The sequence below is a fragment of the Botrimarina sp. genome (assembly GCF_040219535.1).
GTDB lineage: Bacteria > Planctomycetota > Planctomycetia > Pirellulales > Lacipirellulaceae > Botrimarina.
Window position 1 is genome coordinate 466,160 of record NZ_JAVJSH010000012.1, and the last position, 23,102, is coordinate 489,261.

Here is a 23,102-nt window from a genome sequence, read left to right on the forward strand (position 1 = left end):
CCGACGCCGCGAATGGCGCTCGTGGCGGTGGCGCCGCTTGGCCGGGTCGCGGCGAGTGTGCGGGTTGGTGCGGCAGCGGCGGATCCCGGATCCGGCCGCCGCGGGCGGTCCGCGTCGGCGGTCGCCTTCTCCGATCGGCGCTCGTCCGCTAGCTTTGCCGTGGGCGGTCTCGTCGTGGCTCGGCAGCCCAGCGGGCCGCTCCGTGCTCCCGATCCTGTTCTCACCCCACGAGGCTCTCGCCGTGAAGCTCACCGATTTCTACAGCGAAGTCGCCCGACGCGTAGACACCGACAAGACGAAGATCAACGCGGCCGAAGCCCGGCGTGTCCTCAGCGAGGCGTTCCTGGTGCTCGCCCACCTGCCGGCGTCCGAAGCGGCGGACCTCTTCGCGAAGGGGCTGACGACCGCCGCGAAGAAGGGCCCCAAGAAATAACGCGACGTTGCTCGTCGGCCGCTCGCCCGGAGACCCAGGGCATGCCCGCGCCCCGCTCGGCCTACCTGCACGTGCCCTTCTGCCGGCGCCGCTGCGGGTATTGCAACTTCGCGGTGGTGGCCGGCCGCGACGACCTGGCCGGCCGTTACCTGGACGCGCTCGCGGTTGAGCTCTCTTGGCTCGGCGGGCCGCAACCGGTCGACACGCTCTACATCGGCGGCGGCACGCCGACGCGCCTGGCATTGCCCGAGCTGGAGCGGCTGCTAAGCCTCGCGGCCGAGTGGTTCCCGCCGGCCGGCGCACAGCGCGAATGGACCGTCGAGGCGAACCCCGGCGACCTCACCCGGCAGAGCGTGCGTCTGCTGGCCGAGCACGGCGTGACGCGTCTGAGCCTCGGCGTTCAGTCCCTAAACGCGGCGAAGCTCTCCCGCTTGGAGCGCGACCACACTCCGGCCGACGTGCGGCGGGTGGTCGAAGCGGCTCGGGGCGCCGGGTTGTCGGTCGCGGTCGACCTCATCTTCGCCGCGCCGGGCGAGACCCTCGACGCGTGGCGCCGCGACCTGAGCGACACGCTCGCGCTCGCTCCGGATCACGTTTCGACCTACGGGCTGACTTACGAGAAGGGAACGTCGTTCTGGAGCCGCCGGCACTCCGGCGGCCTCGCCGAACTCGACGACGAGCTGCAGCGCTCGATGTACCTCGACGCGATCGACCGGCTGAACGCAGCGGGGCTCGAGCACTACGAGGTCTCCAACTTCGCGCTGCCCGACCGGCGGAGCCGCCACAACGAGGCCTACTGGCTCGGCCACGAGTACCACGCGGCCGGGCCTGGCGCGGCGCGGTACTCACGCGGCGTGCGGCAGACCAACCACCGCAGCACGTTCACCTGGCTGCGCCGCGTCGAGGCGGGCAGCTCGCCGGTCGCCGAATCCGAAGAGCTCTCGCCGGAAGACCGAGCGCGGGAGCGGCTGGTGTTCGGCCTGCGGAGGCTCGAAGGGGTCGATCGCCGGGTGTTCGCCGACGCGAGCGGCTACACCGTCGACGCGTTGGCGGGCGACGCGGTGCGGCGTTTCGCGGCCGAGGGCCTGCTCGACGACGACGGCCGCCGTGTGCGGCTCACGCGCGAAGGCTTGCTCGTGAGCGACGCGCTGTGGCCCGAGCTGCTCTAGGTTGAACTCGGCCAAAGCGACCGGCGCTCACATCGGCGAGTGCGGCGATGGCCGGCGGTGCGGCGGGTCGATCCGCGGCGGCGGGGTCTCGCCGGTCTCTTCTTGCCACAGCCGTCGCTCCTCGGGGCTCGCGTAGTAGCGTAGCCAAGCCTCCGGGTCGTCGCCGATGTTCGCGCAGTCCCAGTGCAAGTACGACCCCCTGCGATCGATCTTCTTCTCGTACGACGGCAAGATGTCGCGGGCGATCAGAGTGTACAGCTCGCGGTCGCTGAGGTGGTCGGTGAAGTCCAGCACCACGTTCTTGCTGTACAGCGCCTGGATCGTTGCTAGCAGCCGCTCACGGAGCTGCCGGGGGCCGAGCGTGTCGGGGTCGGGCAGCTCGAGCGGCGGGTCGAACCAATGCCCGATCGGCGACATCGGGGCCCGCTCCCAAGCGAGCATCGACTCGAGGAAATCGTTCTCGGCCGGCGTGGTCATGCGGCCGACGTCGACGACCTCGATCGATTCGTCGAGCAGGGGGTCGAGCTGGTCCCGGAGTTCTGCGTTGCGGAGCAGGCAGTCGACCGGATCGGCGGATTGGTGTTTCGGCGCGAACATCGAGCGAGGGCTAGCGAGGTCTCTCGGTGTGTCGGGCGGCGGCGGGACCGATGGCGGGCCCTCGTTGGCGCCGCGACCCGCCCGACTCCTGACTCTATCAACGGCCCGATTCGCCCGAAAGCGTTTCGCGCCCTGCGCTTGGGTTCACCGGCAACCCGCCGCCTGCGTGATCGCTACGACTCGCAGAGTCAGCCGCCGAGCTTTGCGCGACCGGCGCACTCGGCGCCAGCGGGGACGGGCGACGGGCGAATCTCGCTGCGCTCGATCGGAAGGCCGATGCCCGGGGGCCTGCCGCTCTCACACTTCCGTCTCGTCCCCCGCCCTACCCCCCCCTCACAGCTCCACGCCCATCTGGCTCATCAGCATCTTCAAGTCGTCCCACGCGTGCTTCTTCGCCGAGGGGTTCCGCAGCAGGTAGGCCGGGTGGTAGGTGCAGACCACCTTGCGGCCCGCGTGGTGGTGAACCCTGCCGCGGAGGCGCCCGATGGGCGTGTCGGTCTCGAGGAAGTTCTGCGCCGCCACCGCGCCGAGGCAGCACACGTACTCCGGGTCGATCAGCTCCAATTGCCGAAGCAGGAACGGCCGGCAAGCGGCCGCTTCGGCGGGCGCCGGGTTGCGGTTGCCCGGTGGTCGGCACTTCAGCACGTTGAGGATATAGACCTCCTCCCGCCTGAGCGTGCACGCTTGGATCATCTTCGTGAGCAGCTGGCCTGCCCGTCCGACAAACGGCTCGCCGAGGCGGTCCTCGTCGGCGCCGGGCGCCTCGCCCATGAAGCAGAGCCGCGCGCGGGGGTCGCCCACGCCGAAGACCGTTTGGGTGCGTGTCGCGGCTAGCTCTGCGCACGCGGTGCAGCCGGCCACCTGGTCGGCCAGCACCTGGAGCGTCGGCGCCGTGGGCGGCGCGATCGCGGGGGAGGAGCTGGCCGGGGCGACAAGCGGAGGCGCCGGCGCGGCGGGCGCCACGGCGGCCGGTGGTGCGTCGGCCGGTGGTGCGTCGGCGGGCGGGGCCTTCGGGAGCGCCGCCGAGGGCGCCTTGCGTGGCAACCCGGTTACGCCGGCTGCGAGCAGGCTCTCGGCTTGCTGGAGCACTCGCCGGGTGTAGGGCGTGTTGTTCATCGGATCGCAAAAAAAATGGCGTCCTGCGTGGCGGGCGCTCGGCCGCGGTCTTGATAAGCTGTCGGTTGTCTCGCTACTGCCTAACCGCCGGAGCCGCCAGATGACCCTTCGCTGTCGGAAGACCATTTGCCGTCGTGCGATGGCGGTCCTCGCGGCGTTGCTGCTGCTTACCGCTTCGGCGCCCGCCGCCCTGACGGGCTACATCAAGTTCCCAGACATCGACGGCGAATCAACCCGCCGAGGCTACGAGGGCTGGAGTGAATTGACAGCGCTGCAGGTCGACGTGGCGAGGCCGTCCGATCTGGGAGGGCGAACGTCGTCTATCCCGACGATCGCGGTTGCGTTCTCTATGCCGGGCGACAGCAGCTATCCCTACCTGTGGCTCGCCACGGCGCGGGGGGTCGTCTTCCTGGAGGTGCAGGTCGACCAGCTCAACGATTCCGGCGATGTGGTCTTCGAGCACGTATTTCGCGACGCGATGCTTTCGCGAATCGCTATCACCGAGACACCCGGCGGGGCCCGGGTCGTGGGCGAGCTCGGGTTCGTCGGGGAGTACGAATCGAGCTATTTCCAATACGATCCAACCGGGAAGCTCACCGCCGAGCACAACACGGCCTTCGACTTCGGAGTCGCGGTGGTCGCGTCGACGGCTGCCGGCCTGCCGGGCGATTACGACCACGACGGCGCGACCGACGAGGCCGACCGTGCGAAGTGGGCTACGCAGTACGGCTTCGCCATGACCCCGCTCGGCGGCGGCGCGGACGGCAACGCCGACGGCCTCGTGAACGCGGCCGACTACACCGTGTGGCGCGACCACGCGTCGCTGGGGCTCACGCCGGCGCCCGTGCCCGAGCCGGCCACTGCCGGCGCCGCGGTGCTCGCATGGGCTATGGGCGTAGCGGGTCGCCGTGCCCCCGAACGCCTGTCGGCCCCCCGATCTGGTGAGTAGGATAGGGGGTCCGGCGTCGAGCGTGTCGCCGCCGTCCTCTCACGCCAGCTGGATCCGATGGGCGTCCCGCAAGTCGCGATCGTGGGCCGACCGAACGTCGGCAAGAGCAGCCTGCTGAACTGGCTGGCCGGCCGGCGTGTGGCGGTTGTCGACGACCGACCGGGCGTCACCCGGGACCGCGTCGAGTACCTGATGCGGCACGACGACCGGTTCTTCGAACTGGTCGACACCGGCGGCATGGGGCACATGGACGCCGACGAGCTGACCGACGACATCGAACAGCAGATCACCAACGCGATCGATTCGGCGAGCCTCATCTTGCTCGTGGTCGACAGCCGATCGGGGCTGGCGCCGATGGACCAGGATGTCGCCAAGCGGCTCCGCTACTTGAAGACGCCCGTCCTCTGCGTTGCGAACAAGACCGACGACGACACCTTCGACCAGCAAGCCGACGAGTTTGGCAAGCTCGGCCACGGGCCCCCGCTGAAGGTCAGCACGCTGCAAAACCGCGGCAAGTCGGTGCTGCTCAACCGCGTCGTAGCCGCGTTGCCGGCCGACACCGGCGAACAGGAAGCGCCCGCCGAGCCGGAGATGCGTGTCGCGATCGTGGGCCGGCGGAACGTGGGGAAGAGCACGTTCGTGAACACGCTCGCCGGCGCCGAGCGGATGATCGTCAGCGAGGTGGCGGGCACCACCCGCGACAGCGTCGACGTGCGGTTCGAGCTCGACGGCAAGGGGTTCGTCGCGATCGACACGCCGGGCATCCGCCGCAGCCGCGCGCAGGCGAAGTTCGACATCGACTTCTACGGCGCCCACCGCGCGCAGCGCAGCATCCGCCGGGCGGACGTGACGCTGCTGTTCCTCGACTGCACGGAGCGGATCGGCAAGATCGACAAGCAGCTGGCCGACTACATCCACCAAGAGCACAAGCCGTGCATCCTGGTGGTGAACAAGTGGGACAAGCTGGCGAAGACCATGCCGACCGAGAAGTGGGTCAACTACCTGTCCGACCAGATGCCCGGCATGCGCCACGCGCCGATCGCTTTCATCACCGGGCAGACCGGTAAGAACGTCAAGGCGCTGTTGAACCACGCGCAGATGCTCTTCAAGCAGTCGCGCGAGCGGGTCGGCACCGGCATGCTCAACCGCATCGTCCGCGAGGCGGTCCGCCAGAAGGCGCCGCCGATGTACCAGAACCGCCGCCCGAAGCTGTACTACGCCACGCAGGTGGGCGTTCAGCCGCCGACGATCGTGCTGTTCTGCAACCAGCCGGCGGCGTTCACCAAGCCGTACCTACGCTACTTGCTCGGGCGTTTCCGCGACGAGCTGCCGTTCGCCGAGGTGCCGATCAAGGTCTACCTCCGCAAGCGCGAGTCGTCCGACGTGCGAGACGACGTCGAACAGGGCGAAGACGCCGCATGAGCGTCCGCCGTCAGTGCGTGGCGCTGGCGGAAGAGCGGGGGTGGCCGCAAGCCGCCGAACGCCGCGGGCTCACCGCACCGCCAGGGGCTCAGCGCACGGCGGGCGCCACCACCGCGACTTGGTCGACCGCCTTCTCGGTGGCGGGCTGCGTGGCCGACAGGATAGCCGCCACCCCAGCGATCCAAGCGAAGAGGAAGCCGACGGTCTCGCCGTAGTAGATGAGCCCGTTCCAGCTTAACCAAGCGGGGTTGCCTGCCGGTCGATTCGGTCGTTTCGAACTTTGCGGCGCCATCGTATCTGCGAACCCTCAACACAGGGCGAACGTCCTCCTGACACCCGGATTACAGCAGACGCCGGAAAATGCGGCAAGACCGGCTCGATTTGCCACCGCCGCACCGGTCGGTCGGCAGCAGCCATCCGGGCCCCTCGCGTCGGCGAGTCCTGAGGGCTGGCGACCGAACCGGCAAAAGGTATACTCCGGGACTCGGCCGCGGGGATTCCGAGCCCCCCCGACGCCACCGAGGGCGCGTAGCTCAGTTGGTTAGAGCGCTTGCTTGACATGCAAGAGGTCGCAGATTCGAGTTCTGCCGTGCCCACTTGTCGTAAGTAGTTGATGCGTCGGACCTTAGGCCGAACTCCCGGTGGTCGGGAGCGCTGCTGGCGAGCGAAACCGGGTCAGTCCACTGACCCTACGAAGCCCGCCATGACCCCGGCCAAGCCTGAGGTCCCCTCCTACTCCCGCCACAGCACCAGCGGCCACGCCTGTGTTGAGATACGTGGCAAGCGTCTCAACCGGGAAAATATGGGATCCAGGCAAGCCGGGGGGCCTACGCACGCGTGGTCGCCGCGGTGCTCGCTGGCCTGGGCCTCACCGCGGCCCTGTTAGCGGAGACGGTTCCTCGTCCCGACCTCCTCACCGTCAACATGCTTGCCAGCAACTACCGTGAGCACGCTCGCGGCTACTAGCAGGGCCCGAAGGAGGGCCGATCGCCCGCGCGGGACCCGTGGCTGGTCCGTCCTGTTTCTGACGCCGACTTCTAGGCGACACTTCCCTTCCTGCCCAAAGTTGTCGCGGACTGACTGCGCGTAACTCGGTTCACTGGCGCACGCCCGGGTGAAATCCGTGCGACGCGGCCGGCCGACATCGACCGCACGGGCGAGGTGTGGCTCTACCGACCGCGCCGCCACATTACCGACCGCCACGACGAGGACCGCGTGGTCGCGATCAGCCCGCAAGCGCAGGCCGTTCTCTTCCGATACCTGGCTCGCGATACGCACACTCCGTGCTTCCGCCCCTACGACTCAGAAGCGAAGCGCCGAGGTATCGCCGGGCTCGCCGCGAAACAGCAGTACTCTGCGTTGTACGCGGAGAAGCACATCGAGGCCTCACCCAGAGTCGCACTCAATATCGGGTGAGCAGGTGGATTCCTGGCGTGTCCGCAAGCGTCGCGTTGTCGGAGGTGGCGATATCCCGCCACAGAATCAAGCGTTACCGCGCGCGATCACTCGGTGACCACTTCCGCGCCGGCGACGGTGCTCATCGCCATGAACCAGCCCCATCGGTCTAGGACCTCCTGGTCGTCAGCTTCGCGCGGGCTGGGGACGTCGCCGATGTCGTTCGGGTTGACGTCGGCGAAGCCGCTCCGGCTCACCGACAGCCCCTCGGTGTGGCCATCGAGGAAAACGAACATCGCCACACCGGGGTGGTTCCCGCCCCCGAACGACTTCGTGCCGCTCCGCCGCCAAGGCGGGGTGTCGGGCGACACCGGGAAGTCGTCCCAGCCGGTCGCCATCCCGTCCTCGGTCCCGCGGAGAACCGTTCGGAGGTTGGCGCCCGACAGGAAGCAGGTGTCGGCCGCCGCCGAGTGTCGCTGCCCCTCGGGCCAATCGCCCTCGAGGTTTGGGATGTGCCGCTCTCCGACGACCAGCGTCTTCGAGAGGCCGTCGGTCACCCGGCGTGCGTTGACCCGAGAGTTGCTGAAGATCGGCCCGCTAAGGGAAAGGTCGTGGTGCCAGCGTACGAAGTCGATCGGCTCGTCCTCGTTCTCCTGCCCCTCTTCGTAGTCGTTCTGCTCCATCCCCATGTCTTCTTCCAAGCCGGCGTTGGCCGCGTAGTCCCCCCGGACTGCCACGCCACGCGGCGCGCCGTCCTGGTCGCTGCTCTCGAAATCCCGGTCGGCGCCCGGGTCGCGCCGGCTCGGGCACACATACGCAGCGATGCCGACCCGCATCGCCGCGGCGTTCTCTTCGGCGTGAACGGGAAACCTCGGGTCGAACGCGTCGTGGATCGCCTGCTCCTCGAGTTGGGGCAGTATCGAATAAGTCCAAGCGACGCTGTACTCGTCGGCCCCCGTGCGGCCGTTGGGGAAGTGCCCGACCAGGTCGTGGTAATTCTGGATCGCCAGGCCGATCTGCTTGAGCTGGTTCGTGCACTGCGTGCGACGGGCCGCTTCCCGGGCCGCTTGGACCGCCGGCAGGAGCAGCGCGACCAGAATCCCGATGATGGCGATGACCACCAGCAGCTCCACGAGCGTGAAGGCGCGCCGCCGGCGGTCGGCCGTACAAAGTGGGCTTGTCTTTCGCATCGGGGTCTCCTTGTATTCAGCTAACGGCGGTCGATTCGGACGCTCGGCCGGCCTTCCCGTGGAGACTCTAGGAGCGTCCCTGCGTTCGTGAAGAGCCCGCGTGCGGCGGTTGCAGTTCATCGGCTTCTTTTCGCCCCGTCGCGGGTCGTAGCGTCCTCCTCCACCTCAACGGGCGAATCTTGTGGCTCTGGCAAAAGTTTTCGGCTCGGTCCGTCGCCCGCTGCGGCGAGTGGACGGGCGACCCCTCCTAGCGGTCGTCGCTATTGCCGCTGCGACGAGCGACGCGGCCCATCCCACCTGGGACCAGTGGCGCGGTCCCCAGCGGAACGGCTACTGGAGCGGTGAGCTACCGATCGACTTGGACGCGTTGAGGCCGGCGTGGGAAGAGAGCCTGCAGCCCTCTTACAGCGGCCCGGTGACCGACGGCGAGGCGGTCTATGTCACCGAATCGGTTGACCAATCCGGAGAGCGGGTCACGGCCTTCGACCTCGCCACGGGCAAGCGCCTGTGGTCCTCGAGTTGGGAGGGGGCGATCGTCGTTCCGCCCTTTGCGGCCGCCAACGGCTCTTGGATCAAGTCGACCCCAGCGCTCGGCGAGGATTCTCTCGTGGTGCTAGGCATGAGGGACGAGTTGGTCTGCCTCGATAAGACGACCGGGGCGGAGCAATGGCGTGTCGACTTGGCGAGCCGTTTCAATGCTCGCCGGCCGATGTTCGGCGCGGTCTGCTCGCCGCTGATCGACGGTGAGGCTGTCTATGTCCTCGGGGGCGGTGGCGCCCTCAGGCTTTCCCTTTCCGACGGCGCAACCGTTTGGCGGACCCTCGCCGACGAGGGCGACGACGACGACGCTTTCAGCAGCCCGGTCATCGCCACGCTCGCCGGCGTGCGTCAGTTGCTCGTGCAAACGCGCACCCGGCTCTGTGGAGTCGACCTCGACGACGGGCGGGTCCTGTGGCAGGTCGCGATCCCCGCCTACCGGAATATGAATATCCTCACCCCGATCACCGAGGGGGACCGCGTCTTCACGGCCGCCCACAGCGGGCGGTCGCTTTGCTTCCGCGTCACCCGCGACGACGGGAGCTGGCGGGCCGAGGAGCAGTGGAATCAAAAAGTGCAGGCGTACATGTCGTCGCCGGTCGCCGACGGGAAGACGATCTACCTGCACTCCAAGAACGACCGGCTCACGGCGTTGGACTGGGCGACGGGCGAGATCCGTTGGACCAGCCGGCCGATGGGCAAGTACCAGAGTCTGGTGCGGAACGACAGCGTGGTGCTAGGGCTGAGCTCGGGTGGCGAGCTCGTGGCGGTCGAGGCCGACCCCAGCGAGCTCACGATCCACTCGCGTCGGCAAGTGGCAGAAGATTCGTGGGCCTACTTGGGAGTATTCGAAGGGGGCTTGCTGGTCCGTGACCTGAACTCTCTCAAGGTCTTTCGGTATTGAACGGCGGCGACGCGATCGCCGTCGTAGGCCGCGCCGATCTTCTCGCCCGGGCGGCCGAGCTCCCTGGTGAATCGTGCTTTCTGCCACCGGTCGGGGAAGCCGCAACCTTCCGCCTCGCGTTCGACCCAGCTTCCATGGCCCCGGCCCCCCGTTGCACCTGATCTCAGCAAGCACCGCTCGCTCTTCCGACGGAGGTTAGAGCGCGCGGTCGCGGCTCTCATCGGGGTTCGGTCGCCGTATCGAGGATCGCTTGGTAGGCGGGTTTGGGGCGGAGTTGCCGGTCGAAGATCAGGGAGTGGGCGGTGCGCCCCGGCACGGGCCAGTTGTTGTGCCACGTCTGGCCATCATCGACGCCCCAGAACGTGACGCGTGTGATCGCGTCGGCGTGCCGGTTGAACAGTCGGAAGCAGGCCGCGTAGCGGTCGGCGAGCGTCTGCTGCACGCTCTCGGGGAGGCCGTCGCGGTACGGGTCGAGCGCGTCGGTTCGGCGCGCCCCCCGCCCGACGTCGGCGCCCTGTTCTTCGTCGGGCCGGGGGAGCACGTCGATATCCAGCTCGGTGATCATCACGTGGACGCCGAGCTTGGAGTAGTCGGCGAGCGCGTCGTCGATCTCTTGCTCGCTGGGGTAGTCGAGCCCCCAGTGCCCCTGCAGCCCAACGCCGTGGATGGGGACGCCCGCCCGGCGGAACCGCTCGACCAGCCCGGTCGCGGCGCGTCGTTTGCCGGGCTTGGTCATCGAGAAATCGTTGTAGTACAGCTCGGTGTCGGGGTCGGCCTCGTGGGCGAAGCGGAACGCGAGGTCGAGGTAGTCGTCGCCGATGAGCCGCCGCCAGGGCGTGTCGCGCCAGGCGCCGTCGTCGAGGATTGCCTCGTTGACGACGTCCCACCCCTGGACGCGGCCCCGGTACCGGCCCACGACCGTGTGGATGTGGTCCCGCATCCGCTCGATGAGCGCGTCGCGCGAGATCGGATCGCCCCGCTCGTCCTGGAACACCCAGCGGGGGCACTGGCTGTGCCACACGAGCGTGTGGCCGACGACCTTCAAGCCGTTGTCCGCCGCGAACTCGACCAGCGCGTCGGCCGCGACGAAGTCGTACCGATCGGGGGTCGGATGGATGAGGCTCCACTTCATCACGTTCTCGGGCGTGACGACCGAGAACTGCTCGGCGACCAGGTTGAGCGTGGCCCGGTCGGGCGGCACGAGCTGCCGCGCGGCGAGCGCCGTGCCGATGTCGAAGCGTTCGCTGAACGCCCGACGCAGGCTGTCGGTCTGCTGCGCGGCGGCCGAGCCGGCCACGCCTACGAACATAGTCATCCAACTGGCGACGCGGCTAAGGCGGGTGGACAAGGTTCGCCTCGGGGGTTCGTTGGCCTTTTCGGCGGGTCGTGTGGCTACTGGGCGCCGTAAAGCGCGCGGCGGGCCTGGAGGTCTTCGCCCATCTGCAGCTCGTCGACGCGGCCGATCCGATAGAACGCGAGCAGCACGATCGCGACCAGGAACGCGAGCGCCGGCCCGACGCTCATCATCATCCGTATCGCTCCGATCGCTGACTCGGTTTGCGTTTCGGCGTTGGGCGTGTAGCCGCTGCCCTCGAGGATCCACCCGGCGGCCGCGCCGCCGAGGCTCAGGCCGAGCTTCAGCGCGAAGACCGTCGCGGCGAAGGTCATCGCGGTGGCGCGGCGGCGTGTTTTCCATTCGGTGTAGTCGGCCACGTCGGCCATCATCGCCCACAGCAGCGGGATGCTCACGCCGTAGGCCAATTGCAACACGACCTGCAAGCCGATGATCGCCGGCAGCGAGTCGGGGGGCAGCGCGTAAAACGCCGCCGTGAGCAAGCCGGTCACCGCGATCGCGCCCACGAACGTGTTGCGCTTGCCGAACCGCACCGCCAGCGGTTTGGAGAAGAGGATCCCGACCATGCTGGCGAGCAAGCCGAGCCCGTTGAACCAGCCCATCGGCTGCAGCCGCAGCGGGCCCCAACCGATCGGGTCCTTCTCTGCAACGTAATAATCGAAGTAATAGGGCGTCACGCTGCCGCGCATCGCCAGGTACACGAACACGAACACCGTGCACAACGCCAACGCCACCCACGCGGAGTTCTTCCGCAGGTCGGAGAGGTCGCGCAGGACCGACGTCTGCTGCGCCGGGTCGGGCTGCACCCGCTCCCGGGTGGTCGCGAACGTGACGACGAAGAACACCACGGCCAGGGTCGCCCACAGGCCCATCGTGAGCTGGTAGCCGCGGGCCTCGTCGACCGCCTCGCCTCCTCGCTCGGCCCCGAACCAGTCGACGAGGTCGGGCGTGAAGGTCTGCACGAGGAACGCCGCGGTCATCGCCAACAGGAACCGCCAGGAAACCAGCGAGGTCCGCTCGTCCGGGTCGCCCGTGAGCACGCCGGTCAACGCCGCGTACGGGATGTTGTTCGCGGTGTACGCGATCATCAGCAGGTTGTACGTGACGAACGCCCAAACGACCTTGCCGGTGGGGCTGAGATCGGGCGTTGTGTACGCGAGCACGAAGAACACCGCGAAGGGCACGGCGGTCAGCAGCACCCACGGGCGGTACTTGCCCCACCGGGTGTTGGTGCGGTCTGCCAGCGCGCCCATCACTGGGTCGTTGACCGCGTCGAACAGCCGCGACGCGAGGAAGATGGTCCCGACCGTCGATGCCGCGATGCCAAAGACGTCGGTGTAGAAGCTCATCAAGAAGATGAGCTGAGTCTGGAAGACGAAGTTCGCCGCGCAGTCGCCCAGGCTATACCCGAGTTTCTCGCTGACGGACAGCTTCGGGGACGATTCCATGTCGTGCTCGATTGGGGAGCAACGCTGAGGAGAGCGACCCGACTCCGTTTTCGGGGTCGGGCGCCCCACGCCGAGACACCGGGCCGACAACCAACCAGCGCAGCGTCGCGAAGAGTGGTCCGATGAGCCCGCGAGCATGAGTTAAGCCCGCTTCGATCAGCCGGGTCAACGGCCCGACGCATTCGCGACATTGTTTTACGCGTTTGCGACACCTCGTGGGTAGCGTGCGTCGCGGCCGGTCGGCAAGGCTATCCCGGTCGCCCCGCTACGCCGACCGCCTCATCGTTCTGGATTGCCGATGTCCCACGCGCCGAAAGCCCGAGTCGCTCTGCTGGTGGAGACCGCCCGCGCATTCGGTCGCGAGTTCTTGCGAGGGGTCGCACGCTACTCCCGCGAGCACGGCCCCTGGAGCTTCCACATCAGCCCCGGCGACTACGAGCAGGTCGTGCCGAAGATGCAGCAGTGGGGGGGCGACGGCATCATCGCGCGGATCCCGAACAGCCGCGTCGCGAGCGAGATCCTCAAGGCGGGCCTGCCCACGATCGCGATCGGGCTCACCGACGAGCAACTCGCCGGCGACAGCCCGCTGCACAACCTCTCGGAGGTCAGCTCCGATTCGAGGGAGGTAACGCGGCTGGCGGTCGACCACTTGCTTCACCGCCGGTTCCGCCGCCTGGCCTACGTGGGCAGCAACGACCGGGGCTGGTCGTCGCGGCGAGAGACCGCGTTCCGTGAGTGCGTCGCGTTGCACGGCATCGACCCGATCGTGTACCCGGGGCCGACCCGGCCACGCGACATGGTCTGGGAGCGCGAGCAGAAGCGGCTGGCGGAGTGGATCCGCAAGCTGCCCACGCCGATCGGTGTGTTCGCGTGCGACGACGACCGCGGCCGCGAGGTCCTCGAGGCCTGCGCGCTGGCGGGCTTCAACGTGCCCGAGGAGATCGCCGTGGTAGGCGTGGACAACGACGAGGTGTTCTGCGACCTCTCCGACCCACCGCTCTCGAGCGTGTCGCTAAACATCGAGACCGCCGGCTACCGCGCGGCCGAGTTGCTGGACGGGCTGATGTCCGGCCGCGTCCGCGAGCCGCGGTCGCTCACTGTCGAGGCGCTGGGCGTCGTGGCGAGGCGCTCCAGCGAGGTCGTGGCCGTCGAGGACGAAGACATCTCGGCCGCGCTGCAGATCATCCACCGCGACCAGGGACGCGGCGTGTCGGTCGACTCGATCGTCGAAGAGCTGGCCGTGTCGCGACGCAGCTTGGAGAAGCGGTTCCGCGCGGTGCTCGGCCGCAGCATCCTGGAGGAGATCCAGCTCGCCCGGCTGGACCACTCCAAGCGGCTGTTGCTCGACTCGTCGTACCCGATCTCCCGCGTGGCGCGGCTGGCCGGTTTCGGGTCGGTCGGCTACTTCATCCAGTTCTTCCAGCGGCGCGTCGGCAAGACGCCGGGCAAGTACCGCGCCGACCTGTCCCCGTAGCCCCGCCGCCGCCCGCCCGATCGACGCGTTGAGGGCCTGTAGAGCGGCGCGTTCTCGGCATCGATTTGCGTGATCGTGTGGGTGGACCGGGTGGGCATCACAAATACGATTTGATTGAAGCCGGCCGGCTCGTCGGGGTCCCTTCCGCACGCTAGCTCACCGCGGCCAAACCGCTGCGACAGCAACAGGGCGACATCGGACGCGCTGCCGAAGCGCGATCCCGGTTGCCCTCCGCGCCAGCTCCTTCCCCGCAAAGAATCGAAGCCGAAGCCCGCTCGGCCGAATCCTAACCGCGGTCTCCGCCGCCTGGAATGTCGATGCCGACGTCACTACCCGCCGCCGAGGGGGCACTGGGCCTCGGCCAGCGAGCGATGCTCGACGTGGGCGCCGATCTGTTCGACCTGCGCCACGAGGTCGCCGCGGTGATCGGCGGCACCGGCACGCTGGGCGGCCTCATGGCCGAGGCGCTCGCTTGCTTCGGCGCGCGGGTCGTCGTCCTCGGGCGCAACGCCGGACGGGGCGAGGCCCGCGTCCAAAAGATCAATCGCGCCGGCGGTATTGGCATGTTCCAACCGGTCGACGCGATGGACGGCGACTCGATCGCTGCGGCTGCCGCGGCGATACGCGACGAGGTCGGCGAGACCACCGTGCTGGTCAACGCGGCCGGCGGCAACCACCCCGAAGCTACGCTCAAGCCGGGCGGGAGCGTGTGCAAGATCCCGCTGGAAGCGTGGCGCGGCGTGCTGGACCTCAACCTGGTCGGCGGCGCGTTGGCGCCGTCGATCGTCTTCGGCGACGCGATGCTCTCCGCCGGACGCGGCAGCATCATCAACATCGCGTCGATGGCCGGCATGAACCCGGTCTCCCGCGTGGGCGCCTACTCCGCGGCGAAGGCCGCCGTGATCAACCTCACCAAGTACCTGGCGATCGAGTGGGCGACACGCGGCGTGCGTGTCAACGCGATCAGCCCCGGCTTCTTCCCAGCGGAGCAGAACAAGGAGCTCCTCTACCACGAAGACGGCTCCCTCACCGAGCGCAGCGCGAGGATCATCGGCCACACGCCGATGGCGCGGTTCGGCGCCGCGCAGGAACTGGCCGGCGCGGTCGTGTGGTTGGCTTCGCCGAAGGCCTCGTCGTTCGTGACCGGGCAGAACGTGGTGGTCGACGGTGGGTTCTCCGTCGTGACGATCTAGTACAACGCGGCTGGCATGTCGGCCGCCGAGCAAAGCGCGGTCGAGAGCCTTCGCCGTTGGTCAATCCGCGTCGGCTCGCTCGCTCTCGGGCGGCCCCAGGTAGCTGTCCGGGACCGGGCCGGCCTTCACCACCAGCTTCTGCAGCACCGCGCCGGTGTCGATCCGCCAGAAGCGGAGGTTGTGCGCGCCGGGTGTCGCGTCGATCGGCGGCGTGGTCGCGACGTGGATCGCGTTGCCCACGCGGCGGCGCCACGGGTTGGGGTTGTGCTCGTTGGTGCTGCGGTCTTCGTGCATGTCGACGACGACGGGCTCGCCGTCGTCGATCGACACCGCGAAGCGGATCCCGTGGTCGTCGCCGCCGTAGAAGTCATGCGTGGTCGAAAGGTACGCGTCGACCGTGACGGGGCCCCCGGAGGTGAGCCAGATCGGGTACTCGAGGCAGGGCCCTTCGCCGGCCGGCGTCGACGGCGCCGTCACGGGGATCGTCGTCATCGCCGAGCCGGCGCGGCCGTGGTCCGGCAGCTCGACCCACCGCACCCCGCCGGCCGGCGCCGCGGCGGCGTAGCTGGTCGCGTCCATCGCGACGTAATTGTCTCGCTCGACGAAGCCGGTCGCGTCGGCGGGCGGCGACGGCCGGCCTCTCTCTCGCCGGGGCCCCGGCTGCTCGACGCGCCGGCCCTCCACGCGACCCACCTCGGGCATCGACTGCTCGTCGGGCTGCTGCCAGTTGGTGTAGCCGATGTGCGTCTGCGACATCATGTGGTTCCACTTGCCGTTCTCGAGGCCGTGGTAACGCGCGGTCAGCTCCGCGTCGCGTGCGTAATAGCGTTCGGCCGCGTCGGCGAACTCGTTCGCGGCCGGGTCGCCGGCCTCGGCCAACGCGTGGTTCTTCGCGACCGAGTAGTACATCTCGTGCACGTTACCCATGGCGAGCACCGGGTGCAGCACCAGCTGGTAGTAGGCCGAGCCGTACCCCGGCGGCAGCGCCCCCTCGATCCGCGTCGCGCGGCGCATCAGGTCGCGCCACTGCTGCACCACGCGGTCCCACTCGCCGTGGTTCTCCAAGCTGTAGGTGCTCGCGTCCAACAGCTCGGGCTTGCGCCTCGCGGCGAGCCTCGCGTAGGTCTTCATCACGCCGGCGACCGGCTCGGCCAGCACCCGGCCAAACTGCTCCTCGGCCCACGCGCGGCGCCAGCGGTCGATCCGCGCGCCGATCTCTTCCGGTGGGAAGCGGTTGGGGTCGTAGGCCATCGTGAGGAAGAAGTCGATCGGCTCTTCCATCGGCTTCAGGTCGCCAACGTTCACCACCCAGATCTGGTCCACGCCGTGCTCCCAAGTCAGTCGCATCTGCTCCCACACCCGCGGCAGCGAATTCGTGTTCAGCCACTTGTAGTTCCGCGGGTCGCCCACGTAGTCGAAGTGGTAGTACATGCCGTACCCGCCCGGGTGGCGCGCCTGGTCGGGGCGTGGCAGTCGGCGCACGTTCCCCCAGTTGTCGTCGCACAAGAGCAAGATCACGTCGTCCGGGACGCGCATGCCGCGGTCGTAGTACTCCTGGACCTCCTTGTAGAGCGCCCACACCTGCGGCTGCTTGTCGGGGTTGCGGCCCATCTCCTCGGCGAGGATCTGCCGCTGGTCGCGCACGATACGCTCGAGCAGATCGATGTTCGCCTCGTCGGACATCGGCGTGTCGCCGTCGCCACGCATGCCGAGCGTCACCACGCTCTCCCGGTCGCCCATCCGGCGGATCCCCTCGCGCCAGAACCGCCGCAGCGTCTCCGGGTTCCGGTCGTAGTCCCACGGCCCCTCGCCGTAGCGGCCCCACTCCACGTGCGCCCGCTGCATCGGCTCGTGGTGCGAGGTGCTGAGCACCACGCCGAGCTCATCGGCCAGGCGCTGGCTCTCGGGGTCGTCGTCGAAGAGGGACCGGCCCCACATGGCGGGCCAAAGGAAGTTGCCGCGGAGCCGCAGGATGAGCTCGAACACGTGGCTGTAAAACTCCGCGTTGCAGCCGCCGAACTTCTCGTGCGCCCAACCGGCCAAGGCGGGCGCCTCGTCGTTGAGGAAGATCCCGCGGTAGCGGACCTTTGGCGCGGCGCGCACGAACGGCTCGGGGCCGACCTCGTATTCTGTGCGTTGCCCGACCGGCACGTCGGCCCACCAGTACCACGGGGACACGCCCATCCGCCGCGACAAGTCGAGCAGGCCGTAGATCGCGCCCCGCTTGTCGCTGCCGGCGATGACCAAGAGCGGCCCCGAGTCGGAAGCGACTTCGGCGGTGATCGACGCCTCGCGCTGGCCGCCGATCCGGCTCACGTCGAGGCGGCCGCTCTCGGCAAGCCGGTCGATCTCGCCCCCCGAGCCGACCACCCCCACCAACACCGCCGGGCCGTGCTGGGGCCTCGTGTCGTTGATTTGTGGTCGGGTTCCGCAGACCCGTTCGAGGTCGTCGGCGAACCAACCGGCCACCGTCTTCACGCCGGCGGGCGCCGCGGGGTCGACCCACACGGCCGCCGGGTCGCCGCCGGAGATCAGCGAGAACGCCGCGGCTTGGCGCGCGACGAGGCCCGCCACGACCGCGGAAAAAAGGGCGGAACGAAGCATCGGAGAATCTCTCCTGAAACGGCGGTGGGCCGAGGGCCTTGGCTCGTCGACGACAAGGTGAGACACGCCCGCCGCCCGATGCGTGTTGCGGCGGCCGCGAACCGAATCGCTCGGCTGGCGCGCGGCCGGCGCGGCGGTGCGCGGTTGTCTGGGCCACCAACCTAGCCCCCGTCGGGGGCCTCATTCGCGTATTTTGATGGTGCGAACCCGTCGCGGGTAGGCGCGGGCCCCGCACGAGGGGTCATACTGAAGCGGCGCGGCGCCGCTGCAGTCGCGTCGGCCCGCCTGCGTGGTCCGACCTCTCTTCCGCCTTTCGCTCGTCATGCCCGATAGCCTGCCCCGATCGCTGTTCGCCCCCATCCTGGTGGGCGCGATGCTCGTTTGTCCGAAGGCCGCCGGGGCGTTCGAAGCGTGGCCGCGTAGCGACGAACACTCCAAGACCGCCCACCAGCAGCTGCTCGACAAGTCCGCGACGGGCCGGATCGACCTGTATTTCCTCGGCGACTCGATCACGCGGCGGTGGGGCTGCACCGACCGCGCTTACGCGGACCTGATGGAAAACTGGCGGCGGCATTTCTACGGCTGGAACGCGGCCAACTTCGGCTGGGGAGGCGACACCACTCACAACGTTTTGTGGCGGATCCAGAACGGCGAGCTCGAAGGGGTCGACCCGAAGGTGATCGTGCTCCAAGCCGGCGCGAACGACCTCGGCTGGCGCGCCTACGACGAACAAGCCGGCGCCGCCAAGGTCGACGAGATCGTCCGGGGCATCCGCGCGATCATCGCCGAGTGCCAGCGCCTGGCGCCGCGGGCGACGATCCTGCTGACGGGCGTGTTCCCGAGGGCCGACAACGCGTCGCTGGCGCCGCTGATCGCCCAGGTGAACAAGCGCCTCGCCGGTGTGGCCGACGGCGTGCGGGTGCGCTTCCTCAACATCAACGATCGGCTCACCGGCAACGACGGCGAGCTGATCGACGGCGTGACCGTCGACGGGCTGCACCTGTCGGGCCGTGGCTACGACATCTGGGCCGAAGCCCTCGAGCCCCACCTGCACGAGGTCCTCGGCGAGCGGGCGAGCGAGGATCTCGCGCCCCCTCCGACGGGAGACCCATCGGCCGGTGACTGAGGAACTTGGTCAAACCGTCCCGCCGCGTGGCCTGGTAATCTGCTTCGGCGCGATCGTAGTTGTGCCGGCTCCGACGAGACCGCGCCCCTCTCCTGGCTGCAAGCGGCGCCGCCGATGTTTCGTGCCGGTGGGGCAAGAGGGTTTCTTATGACGCCATTGGCGTCGGCCTCACGGCTCGACCGTCAACCGCACCTTTTGGACGTCGGCCGAGTTGGGGCCGACCATGATGTCGAACTCCCCCGGTTCGACGATGAGCCGCTTGTCGATGTTCCAAAAAGCAAGCGTGTCGGGCGTGATCGCCAAGGCGACAACGCGCGACTCGCCAGGGGTTAGCGTGACCCGCTGGAAGCCCTTGAGTTCTTTAACCGGCCGCGTGACCGAACTGACAAGGTCGCGTACGTAGAGCTGCACGACCTCGTCGCCCGCACGACTGCCGGTGTTGGTCACTTCGACCGAGACGGTCGTCGAACCGCCCGGGGCGATCCGCTCGTCGGCCAGCCGTGGCGCCTCGAAGCGGAACGTCGTGTAGCTGAGCCCGTACCCGAACGGGTAGAGCGGCGTCGCGTCGTCGAACAAATAGCCACGCCGAGCGGACGGCCGATAGTTGTAATAGCACGGGGTGTGCCCTACCGACCGGGGCACGCTGATCGGCAGCTTGCCGCCCGGGCAGAAGTCGCCGAACACCGCCTCGGCGATCGCGGCGCCCCCCTCTTGGCCAAGGTACCAGCACTCCAGCAACGCGGCGCTCCGCTGCGCGAGGTTCCCCACGGCGAGCGGGCGGCCGTTGGAAAGGACCGACACGATCGGTTTGCCGGTCGCCGCCAATGCGTCGGCGAGCTCGTCTTGGAGTCCAACCATCTGCAGGCTCGTCCGGTCGCCCAGGTGGTTGCCCATCCAGGCCTCTCGGCAGGTCTGCTCGTTCCCACCAACGACCAGCACGACCACGTCGGCGCGGCGTGCGAGTTCGACCGCGTCGGCGATTCTACGGCGATCCTCGGCCGGGTCGCTCGGCAAGACCTCGTCTTCCCACCACGACCCGCCTTGCGTGATTTGGCAGCCCTCGTGGTAGAGCACGTCGGCCGCGGAACCGACGCGGTCGCGTATCGCGGACAGCACCGTGGAGACCCGCCCCGGCCGGCCGCTGTACCCCCCGAGGAGCGGGCGGTCGGCGTTCGGCCCGATCACCGCGATCGTCGAGAGCCGGTCTAACGAAAGCGGAAGCACGCCGTCGTTCTCCAGCAGCGTGACCGTCTGCCGGGCGGCCTCCAACGCGAGCACGCGATGCTCCTCGCAACCGACAACCGCATCGACGCGTCGGGCGTCGACGTACGGGTTCTCGAACAGCCCCAGCTCGAACTTGGTGGCGAGAAGCGGCGCCACCAGCTCGTCGATCTCCCGCTCGGCGACCAGCCCCTCGGCGACCGCCTCGGCCAGGCGCGTGTAGCAGTCGGGCTCCGGATACTCGATATTCACCCCCGCCCGCACCGCGAGCACGGCCGAGCTTTTGCCGTCCTCCGCCACGTGGTGGCCGTACAGCTCCGGGCGCTCGCACAACTCGCGGATCGCGTAATAGTCCGACACGACGTACCCGTCGAACCCCCACTCGCCGCGCAGCACGTCGCGCAGCAGCCACACGTTGGCGTGGGAAGGCACGCCGTCGATCTCGTTGTACGAGGCCATCACGCTACGCGCGCCGCCGTCGCGAATCGCCCTCTGGAAGGGGTAGAGAAAGATCTCTCGGAGGTGGCGCTCGCTGATGCTAACCGGCGCGCAGTTCGTGCCCGACTCGGGCTGTCCGTGGGCCGCGAAGTGCTTAAGGGTGGCCACCAGCCCCTCGCCCTCGGCGAGGCCCGCTTGTGTGCCGCGCACCGCGGCGACGCCCAACTCGGCCACGAGGTAGGGGTCTTCGCCGTAGGTCTCCTCGACGCGTCCCCACCGTGGCTCCCGCGCCACGTCGACGACCGGCCCAAGCGCCTGATGGACCCCCCGCACCCTCGCTTCGGCCGCCGTCATCCGGAACAAGCGTTCGACCAACTCGGGGTTGAACGTCGCGCCGAGCCCGATCGGTTGTGGGAAGCTTGTGGCGCCGACCGCCACGTGCCCGTGCAGGCACTCGTCGTGCACCAACACAGGGATGCCCAGCCGGCTGTTCTCTCGGAACCATCGCTGGACGGCGTTCGCCAGCTCCGCCGACTGGCGGGGCGACCTGCCCGGCTTCGCGCCGCCGTCGGCGTCGCTCAGGCGGCCGATCTGCCCCAGGCCGTGCCCGTGCCCAAAGTGCTCCGCCGCGGCCCGCGGGTCGAACTCTCCCTGTGCGTCGAGCAGCTTGGTGTTCTTTTCGTTCCAGACGCACAGCATCTGCGCGACCTTCTCATCCAGCGTCATCTGTGCGAGGAGGTCGGCGACCCGCTCGGCGGTCGAGAGGCTGGCGTCCCGGTAGGGCGCGTCGGTCAACGAGTCGTCCATCGCGTGCGCAACGGTCGCGTAGAGAGGAGGCGGGAGCGGAGCGTGGAGACTAATTGGTGAACGGGTGCATAACGATGCGTCGAATACGTAGAACTATGTCGCGATCGCGACTTCTGCGGTAGGTGCGCTCGAAGGATGGGTAGGTTCGAGTCAACGATCTCCGGGTTCGCCGAGTAGGCCGTTACGGTGGATTCTCCTCAAAACCGTCAATTCACTGGAAGCGAATGAAGCTCGGCCTGGGCCTTTATCGCCACCTGCTGACTAGGGAAAACTACCGGTTCGCCCGGCAGGCCGGCGCCACCCACCTCGTGGCGCATTTGGTCGACTATTTTCGGGGCGACCCCGCAAACCCTCGGGGAGACCAGCCTACGGGTGGGCACCGAGGATGGGGTTTGGCGGGCGACCCCGACTGCCTTTGGACCGTCGAAGAGATCACCCGGGTCCGGGATGAAGCGGCCGACGAGGGCCTCACGCTCGAGGCGATTGAAAACCTCGACCCGGCTCACTGGTGCGACATCCTGCTTGATGGACCCCGCCGCGCGCAGCAAATCGAGAACGTCAAGACCACCGTCCGCCGCCTCGGCGAAGCCGGGGTCCCCATCCTCGGCTACAACTTCAGCATCGCCGGCGTGTGCGGGCGGGTCCGAGGGCCTTTCGCCCGCGGCGGCGCCGTCGGCGTCGGGATGGACGGCCCCAACGATACCCCGATGCCGCGCGGCATGGCCTGGAACATGGTGGTCGACCCCAACGCTCCCGCCGGCGTAGAGCCGCCCGCAACACACGATCAGCTCTGGGACCGGCTGAAACGCTTTCTCGATCAGGTCCTACCTGTGGCCGAGGCTTCCGGCGTGCGGCTGGCGCTGCACCCCGACGACCCTCCGACGCCGTGGATGCGCGGGCAGCCGCGATTGGTCTACCGACCGGAGCTGTTCCAGCGAGCGCTCGACTTGCGGCCGAGCCCCGCGAACCAACTCGAGTTGTGCGTGGGCACAATCGCCGAGATGCCCGGCAGCGACGTGGCAGAATCGGTTCGGAGGTACGCCGCCCAGGGAGCGATCGCCTACGTCCACCTGCGGAATGTCGTCGGGGAAGTCCCGCACTATCGCGAGACCTTCCTGGACGACGGGAAGGTCGATGTCCGAGGGGTGCTGCGTATCCTCCGGGCGCACCATTTCGACGGTGTCGTCATTCCGGACCACGCTCCGCAGATGGCATGCGAGGCGCCGTGGCACGCCGGGATGGCCTTCGCGATGGGCTATCTACGGGCGGCGATCGACGCGTCCACCGAAGCGTGAGCGGACCTCGGTAGCGAGGAAGCCTACGGGGCCCGGTCCAGCGAGGCGTCAGCCGCAGGCGCCGTCGCAATAACGGCATCGATCGCCGCAATCTCGAAACCCTGCGTCCGAGAGAGCCCTAGGAAAAACCTTGACAACGGACGTCGCAGATGCTCAAAGTTACTCCAACTGACACCGGTGCAACTTACGCCGATCGTGCCAGTCCTGCTCTTCCCAAAAACTCTCGGCCCTCCACAAGGGATGGCCGAAGCCGGTGGCCGGCCTGCTCGGTCCTTTTCGCTCATGCCCGTCACGATTTACCAGATCGCTGAGGCCGCAGGCGTGTCTAGCTCGACTGTCGCGCGAGTGCTCCGGCCCGATTTCACGGCGACTCGCAGCGACGCAACCGCCCGGGCTGATCGGGTACGCCAGATCGCTGCCGAGATGGGCT

The 23,102-nt window shown here is 68.5% G+C and carries 17 protein-coding genes, 1 tRNA gene and 1 pseudogene; 11 read left to right on the top strand and 8 right to left on the bottom strand.

Features of this window, described 5'->3' with window-relative positions; genetic code table 11:
* Positions 1–241: 241 nt before the first annotated feature.
* On the top strand, positions 242–433 hold the full coding sequence (locus tag RIC11_RS06090) for a hypothetical protein (protein WP_350209357.1): 192 nt from the start codon (positions 242–244) through the stop codon (positions 431–433).
* Positions 434–474: 41 nt separating this feature from the next.
* Positions 475–1,602, top strand: coding sequence for a radical SAM family heme chaperone HemW (gene hemW / locus RIC11_RS06095; protein ID WP_350209359.1), 1,128 nt, complete (start codon positions 475–477; stop codon positions 1,600–1,602).
* A gap of 27 nt (positions 1,603–1,629) precedes the next feature.
* On the opposite strand, the gene RIC11_RS06100 is transcribed toward hemW, so the two are convergent.
* Positions 1,630–2,199: a hypothetical protein gene (locus RIC11_RS06100; RefSeq protein ID WP_350209361.1), complete on the bottom strand. Its 570-nt coding sequence runs from the start codon at positions 2,197–2,199 to the stop codon at positions 1,630–1,632.
* A gap of 333 nt (positions 2,200–2,532) precedes the next feature.
* On the bottom strand, positions 2,533–3,315 hold the full coding sequence (locus tag RIC11_RS06105) for a uracil-DNA glycosylase (RefSeq protein WP_350209363.1): 783 nt from the start codon (positions 3,313–3,315) through the stop codon (positions 2,533–2,535).
* Positions 3,316–3,415: 100 nt separating this feature from the next.
* Here RIC11_RS06105 and RIC11_RS06110 point away from each other — a divergent pair, with 100 nt between their 5' ends.
* Both RIC11_RS06110 and der read left to right on the top strand, forming a co-directional pair.
* Complete coding sequence (locus RIC11_RS06110) at positions 3,416–4,264, top strand: type VI secretion system tube protein Hcp (protein ID WP_350209365.1); 849 nt, start codon at positions 3,416–3,418, stop codon at positions 4,262–4,264.
* Positions 4,265–4,321: 57 nt separating this feature from the next.
* Positions 4,322–5,686, top strand: coding sequence for a ribosome biogenesis GTPase Der (gene der / locus RIC11_RS06115; protein WP_350209366.1), 1,365 nt, complete (start codon positions 4,322–4,324; stop codon positions 5,684–5,686).
* A gap of 88 nt (positions 5,687–5,774) precedes the next feature.
* Here der and RIC11_RS06120 read toward each other — a convergent pair whose 3' ends face one another.
* Positions 5,775–5,978 (bottom strand): hypothetical protein, encoded by a 204-nt coding sequence (locus tag RIC11_RS06120; RefSeq protein ID WP_350209368.1) that lies wholly within the window; start codon positions 5,976–5,978, stop codon positions 5,775–5,777.
* Positions 5,979–6,208: 230 nt separating this feature from the next.
* Between RIC11_RS06120 and RIC11_RS06125 the strand changes: the two genes are divergently transcribed.
* Positions 6,209–6,282, top strand: a tRNA-Val gene (locus tag RIC11_RS06125).
* Positions 6,283–7,188: 906 nt separating this feature from the next.
* On the opposite strand, the gene RIC11_RS06130 is transcribed toward RIC11_RS06125, so the two are convergent.
* Positions 7,189–8,271 carry a DUF1559 family PulG-like putative transporter gene (locus RIC11_RS06130; protein ID WP_350209370.1) on the bottom strand — a complete coding sequence of 361 codons (1,083 nt, stop codon included), beginning with the start codon at positions 8,269–8,271 and terminating at the stop codon, positions 7,189–7,191.
* A 229-nt stretch (positions 8,272–8,500) separates the two neighbouring features.
* Here RIC11_RS06130 and RIC11_RS06135 point away from each other — a divergent pair, with 229 nt between their 5' ends.
* Positions 8,501–9,712: a PQQ-binding-like beta-propeller repeat protein gene (locus tag RIC11_RS06135; RefSeq protein ID WP_350209372.1), complete on the top strand. Its 1,212-nt coding sequence runs from the start codon at positions 8,501–8,503 to the stop codon at positions 9,710–9,712.
* A 217-nt stretch (positions 9,713–9,929) separates the two neighbouring features.
* Here RIC11_RS06135 and RIC11_RS06140 read toward each other — a convergent pair whose 3' ends face one another.
* Together RIC11_RS06140 and RIC11_RS06145 are read right to left on the bottom strand one after the other, a co-directional pair.
* Positions 9,930–11,060 (bottom strand): endo-1,4-beta-xylanase, encoded by a 1,131-nt coding sequence (locus RIC11_RS06140; protein ID WP_350209374.1) that lies wholly within the window; start codon positions 11,058–11,060, stop codon positions 9,930–9,932.
* Between the two features lie 44 nt (positions 11,061–11,104).
* Positions 11,105–12,514 (bottom strand): MFS transporter, encoded by a 1,410-nt coding sequence (locus RIC11_RS06145; protein WP_350209376.1) that lies wholly within the window; start codon positions 12,512–12,514, stop codon positions 11,105–11,107.
* Between the two features lie 298 nt (positions 12,515–12,812).
* On the opposite strand from RIC11_RS06145, the gene RIC11_RS06150 reads away from it, so the two are divergent.
* The gene (locus RIC11_RS06150; protein WP_350209378.1) at positions 12,813–13,988 is read left to right on the top strand and encodes a XylR family transcriptional regulator; all 1,176 of its coding nucleotides are present in this window, start codon (positions 12,813–12,815) and stop codon (positions 13,986–13,988) included.
* 317 nt (positions 13,989–14,305) lie between these two features.
* Positions 14,306–15,181, top strand: a complete 876-nt coding sequence (locus tag RIC11_RS06155) for an SDR family oxidoreductase (RefSeq protein WP_350209380.1) — start codon at positions 14,306–14,308, stop codon at positions 15,179–15,181.
* 60 nt (positions 15,182–15,241) lie between these two features.
* On the opposite strand, the gene RIC11_RS06160 is transcribed toward RIC11_RS06155, so the two are convergent.
* Positions 15,242–17,785, bottom strand: coding sequence for a glycosyl hydrolase 115 family protein (locus tag RIC11_RS06160; RefSeq protein WP_350209382.1), 2,544 nt, complete (start codon positions 17,783–17,785; stop codon positions 15,242–15,244).
* A 322-nt stretch (positions 17,786–18,107) separates the two neighbouring features.
* On the opposite strand from RIC11_RS06160, the gene RIC11_RS06165 reads away from it, so the two are divergent.
* Positions 18,108–18,911 (top strand): GDSL-type esterase/lipase family protein, encoded by an 804-nt coding sequence (locus RIC11_RS06165; protein ID WP_350209384.1) that lies wholly within the window; start codon positions 18,108–18,110, stop codon positions 18,909–18,911.
* A 168-nt stretch (positions 18,912–19,079) separates the two neighbouring features.
* On the opposite strand, the gene RIC11_RS06170 is transcribed toward RIC11_RS06165, so the two are convergent.
* A complete protein-coding gene (locus tag RIC11_RS06170; RefSeq protein ID WP_350209386.1) occupies positions 19,080–21,377 on the bottom strand; it encodes a glycoside hydrolase family 3 N-terminal domain-containing protein in 2,298 nt (765 codons plus the stop codon).
* Positions 21,378–21,601: 224 nt separating this feature from the next.
* Between RIC11_RS06170 and RIC11_RS06175 the strand changes: the two genes are divergently transcribed.
* Together RIC11_RS06175 and RIC11_RS06180 are read left to right on the top strand one after the other, a co-directional pair.
* A complete protein-coding gene (locus tag RIC11_RS06175) occupies positions 21,602–22,672 on the top strand; it encodes a mannonate dehydratase (RefSeq protein WP_350209388.1) in 1,071 nt (356 codons plus the stop codon).
* A 282-nt stretch (positions 22,673–22,954) separates the two neighbouring features.
* A pseudogene (locus RIC11_RS06180) lies at positions 22,955–23,101 on the top strand (LacI family DNA-binding transcriptional regulator); the annotation flags it as partial.
* Between the last annotated feature and the right edge of the window lies 1 nt (position 23,102).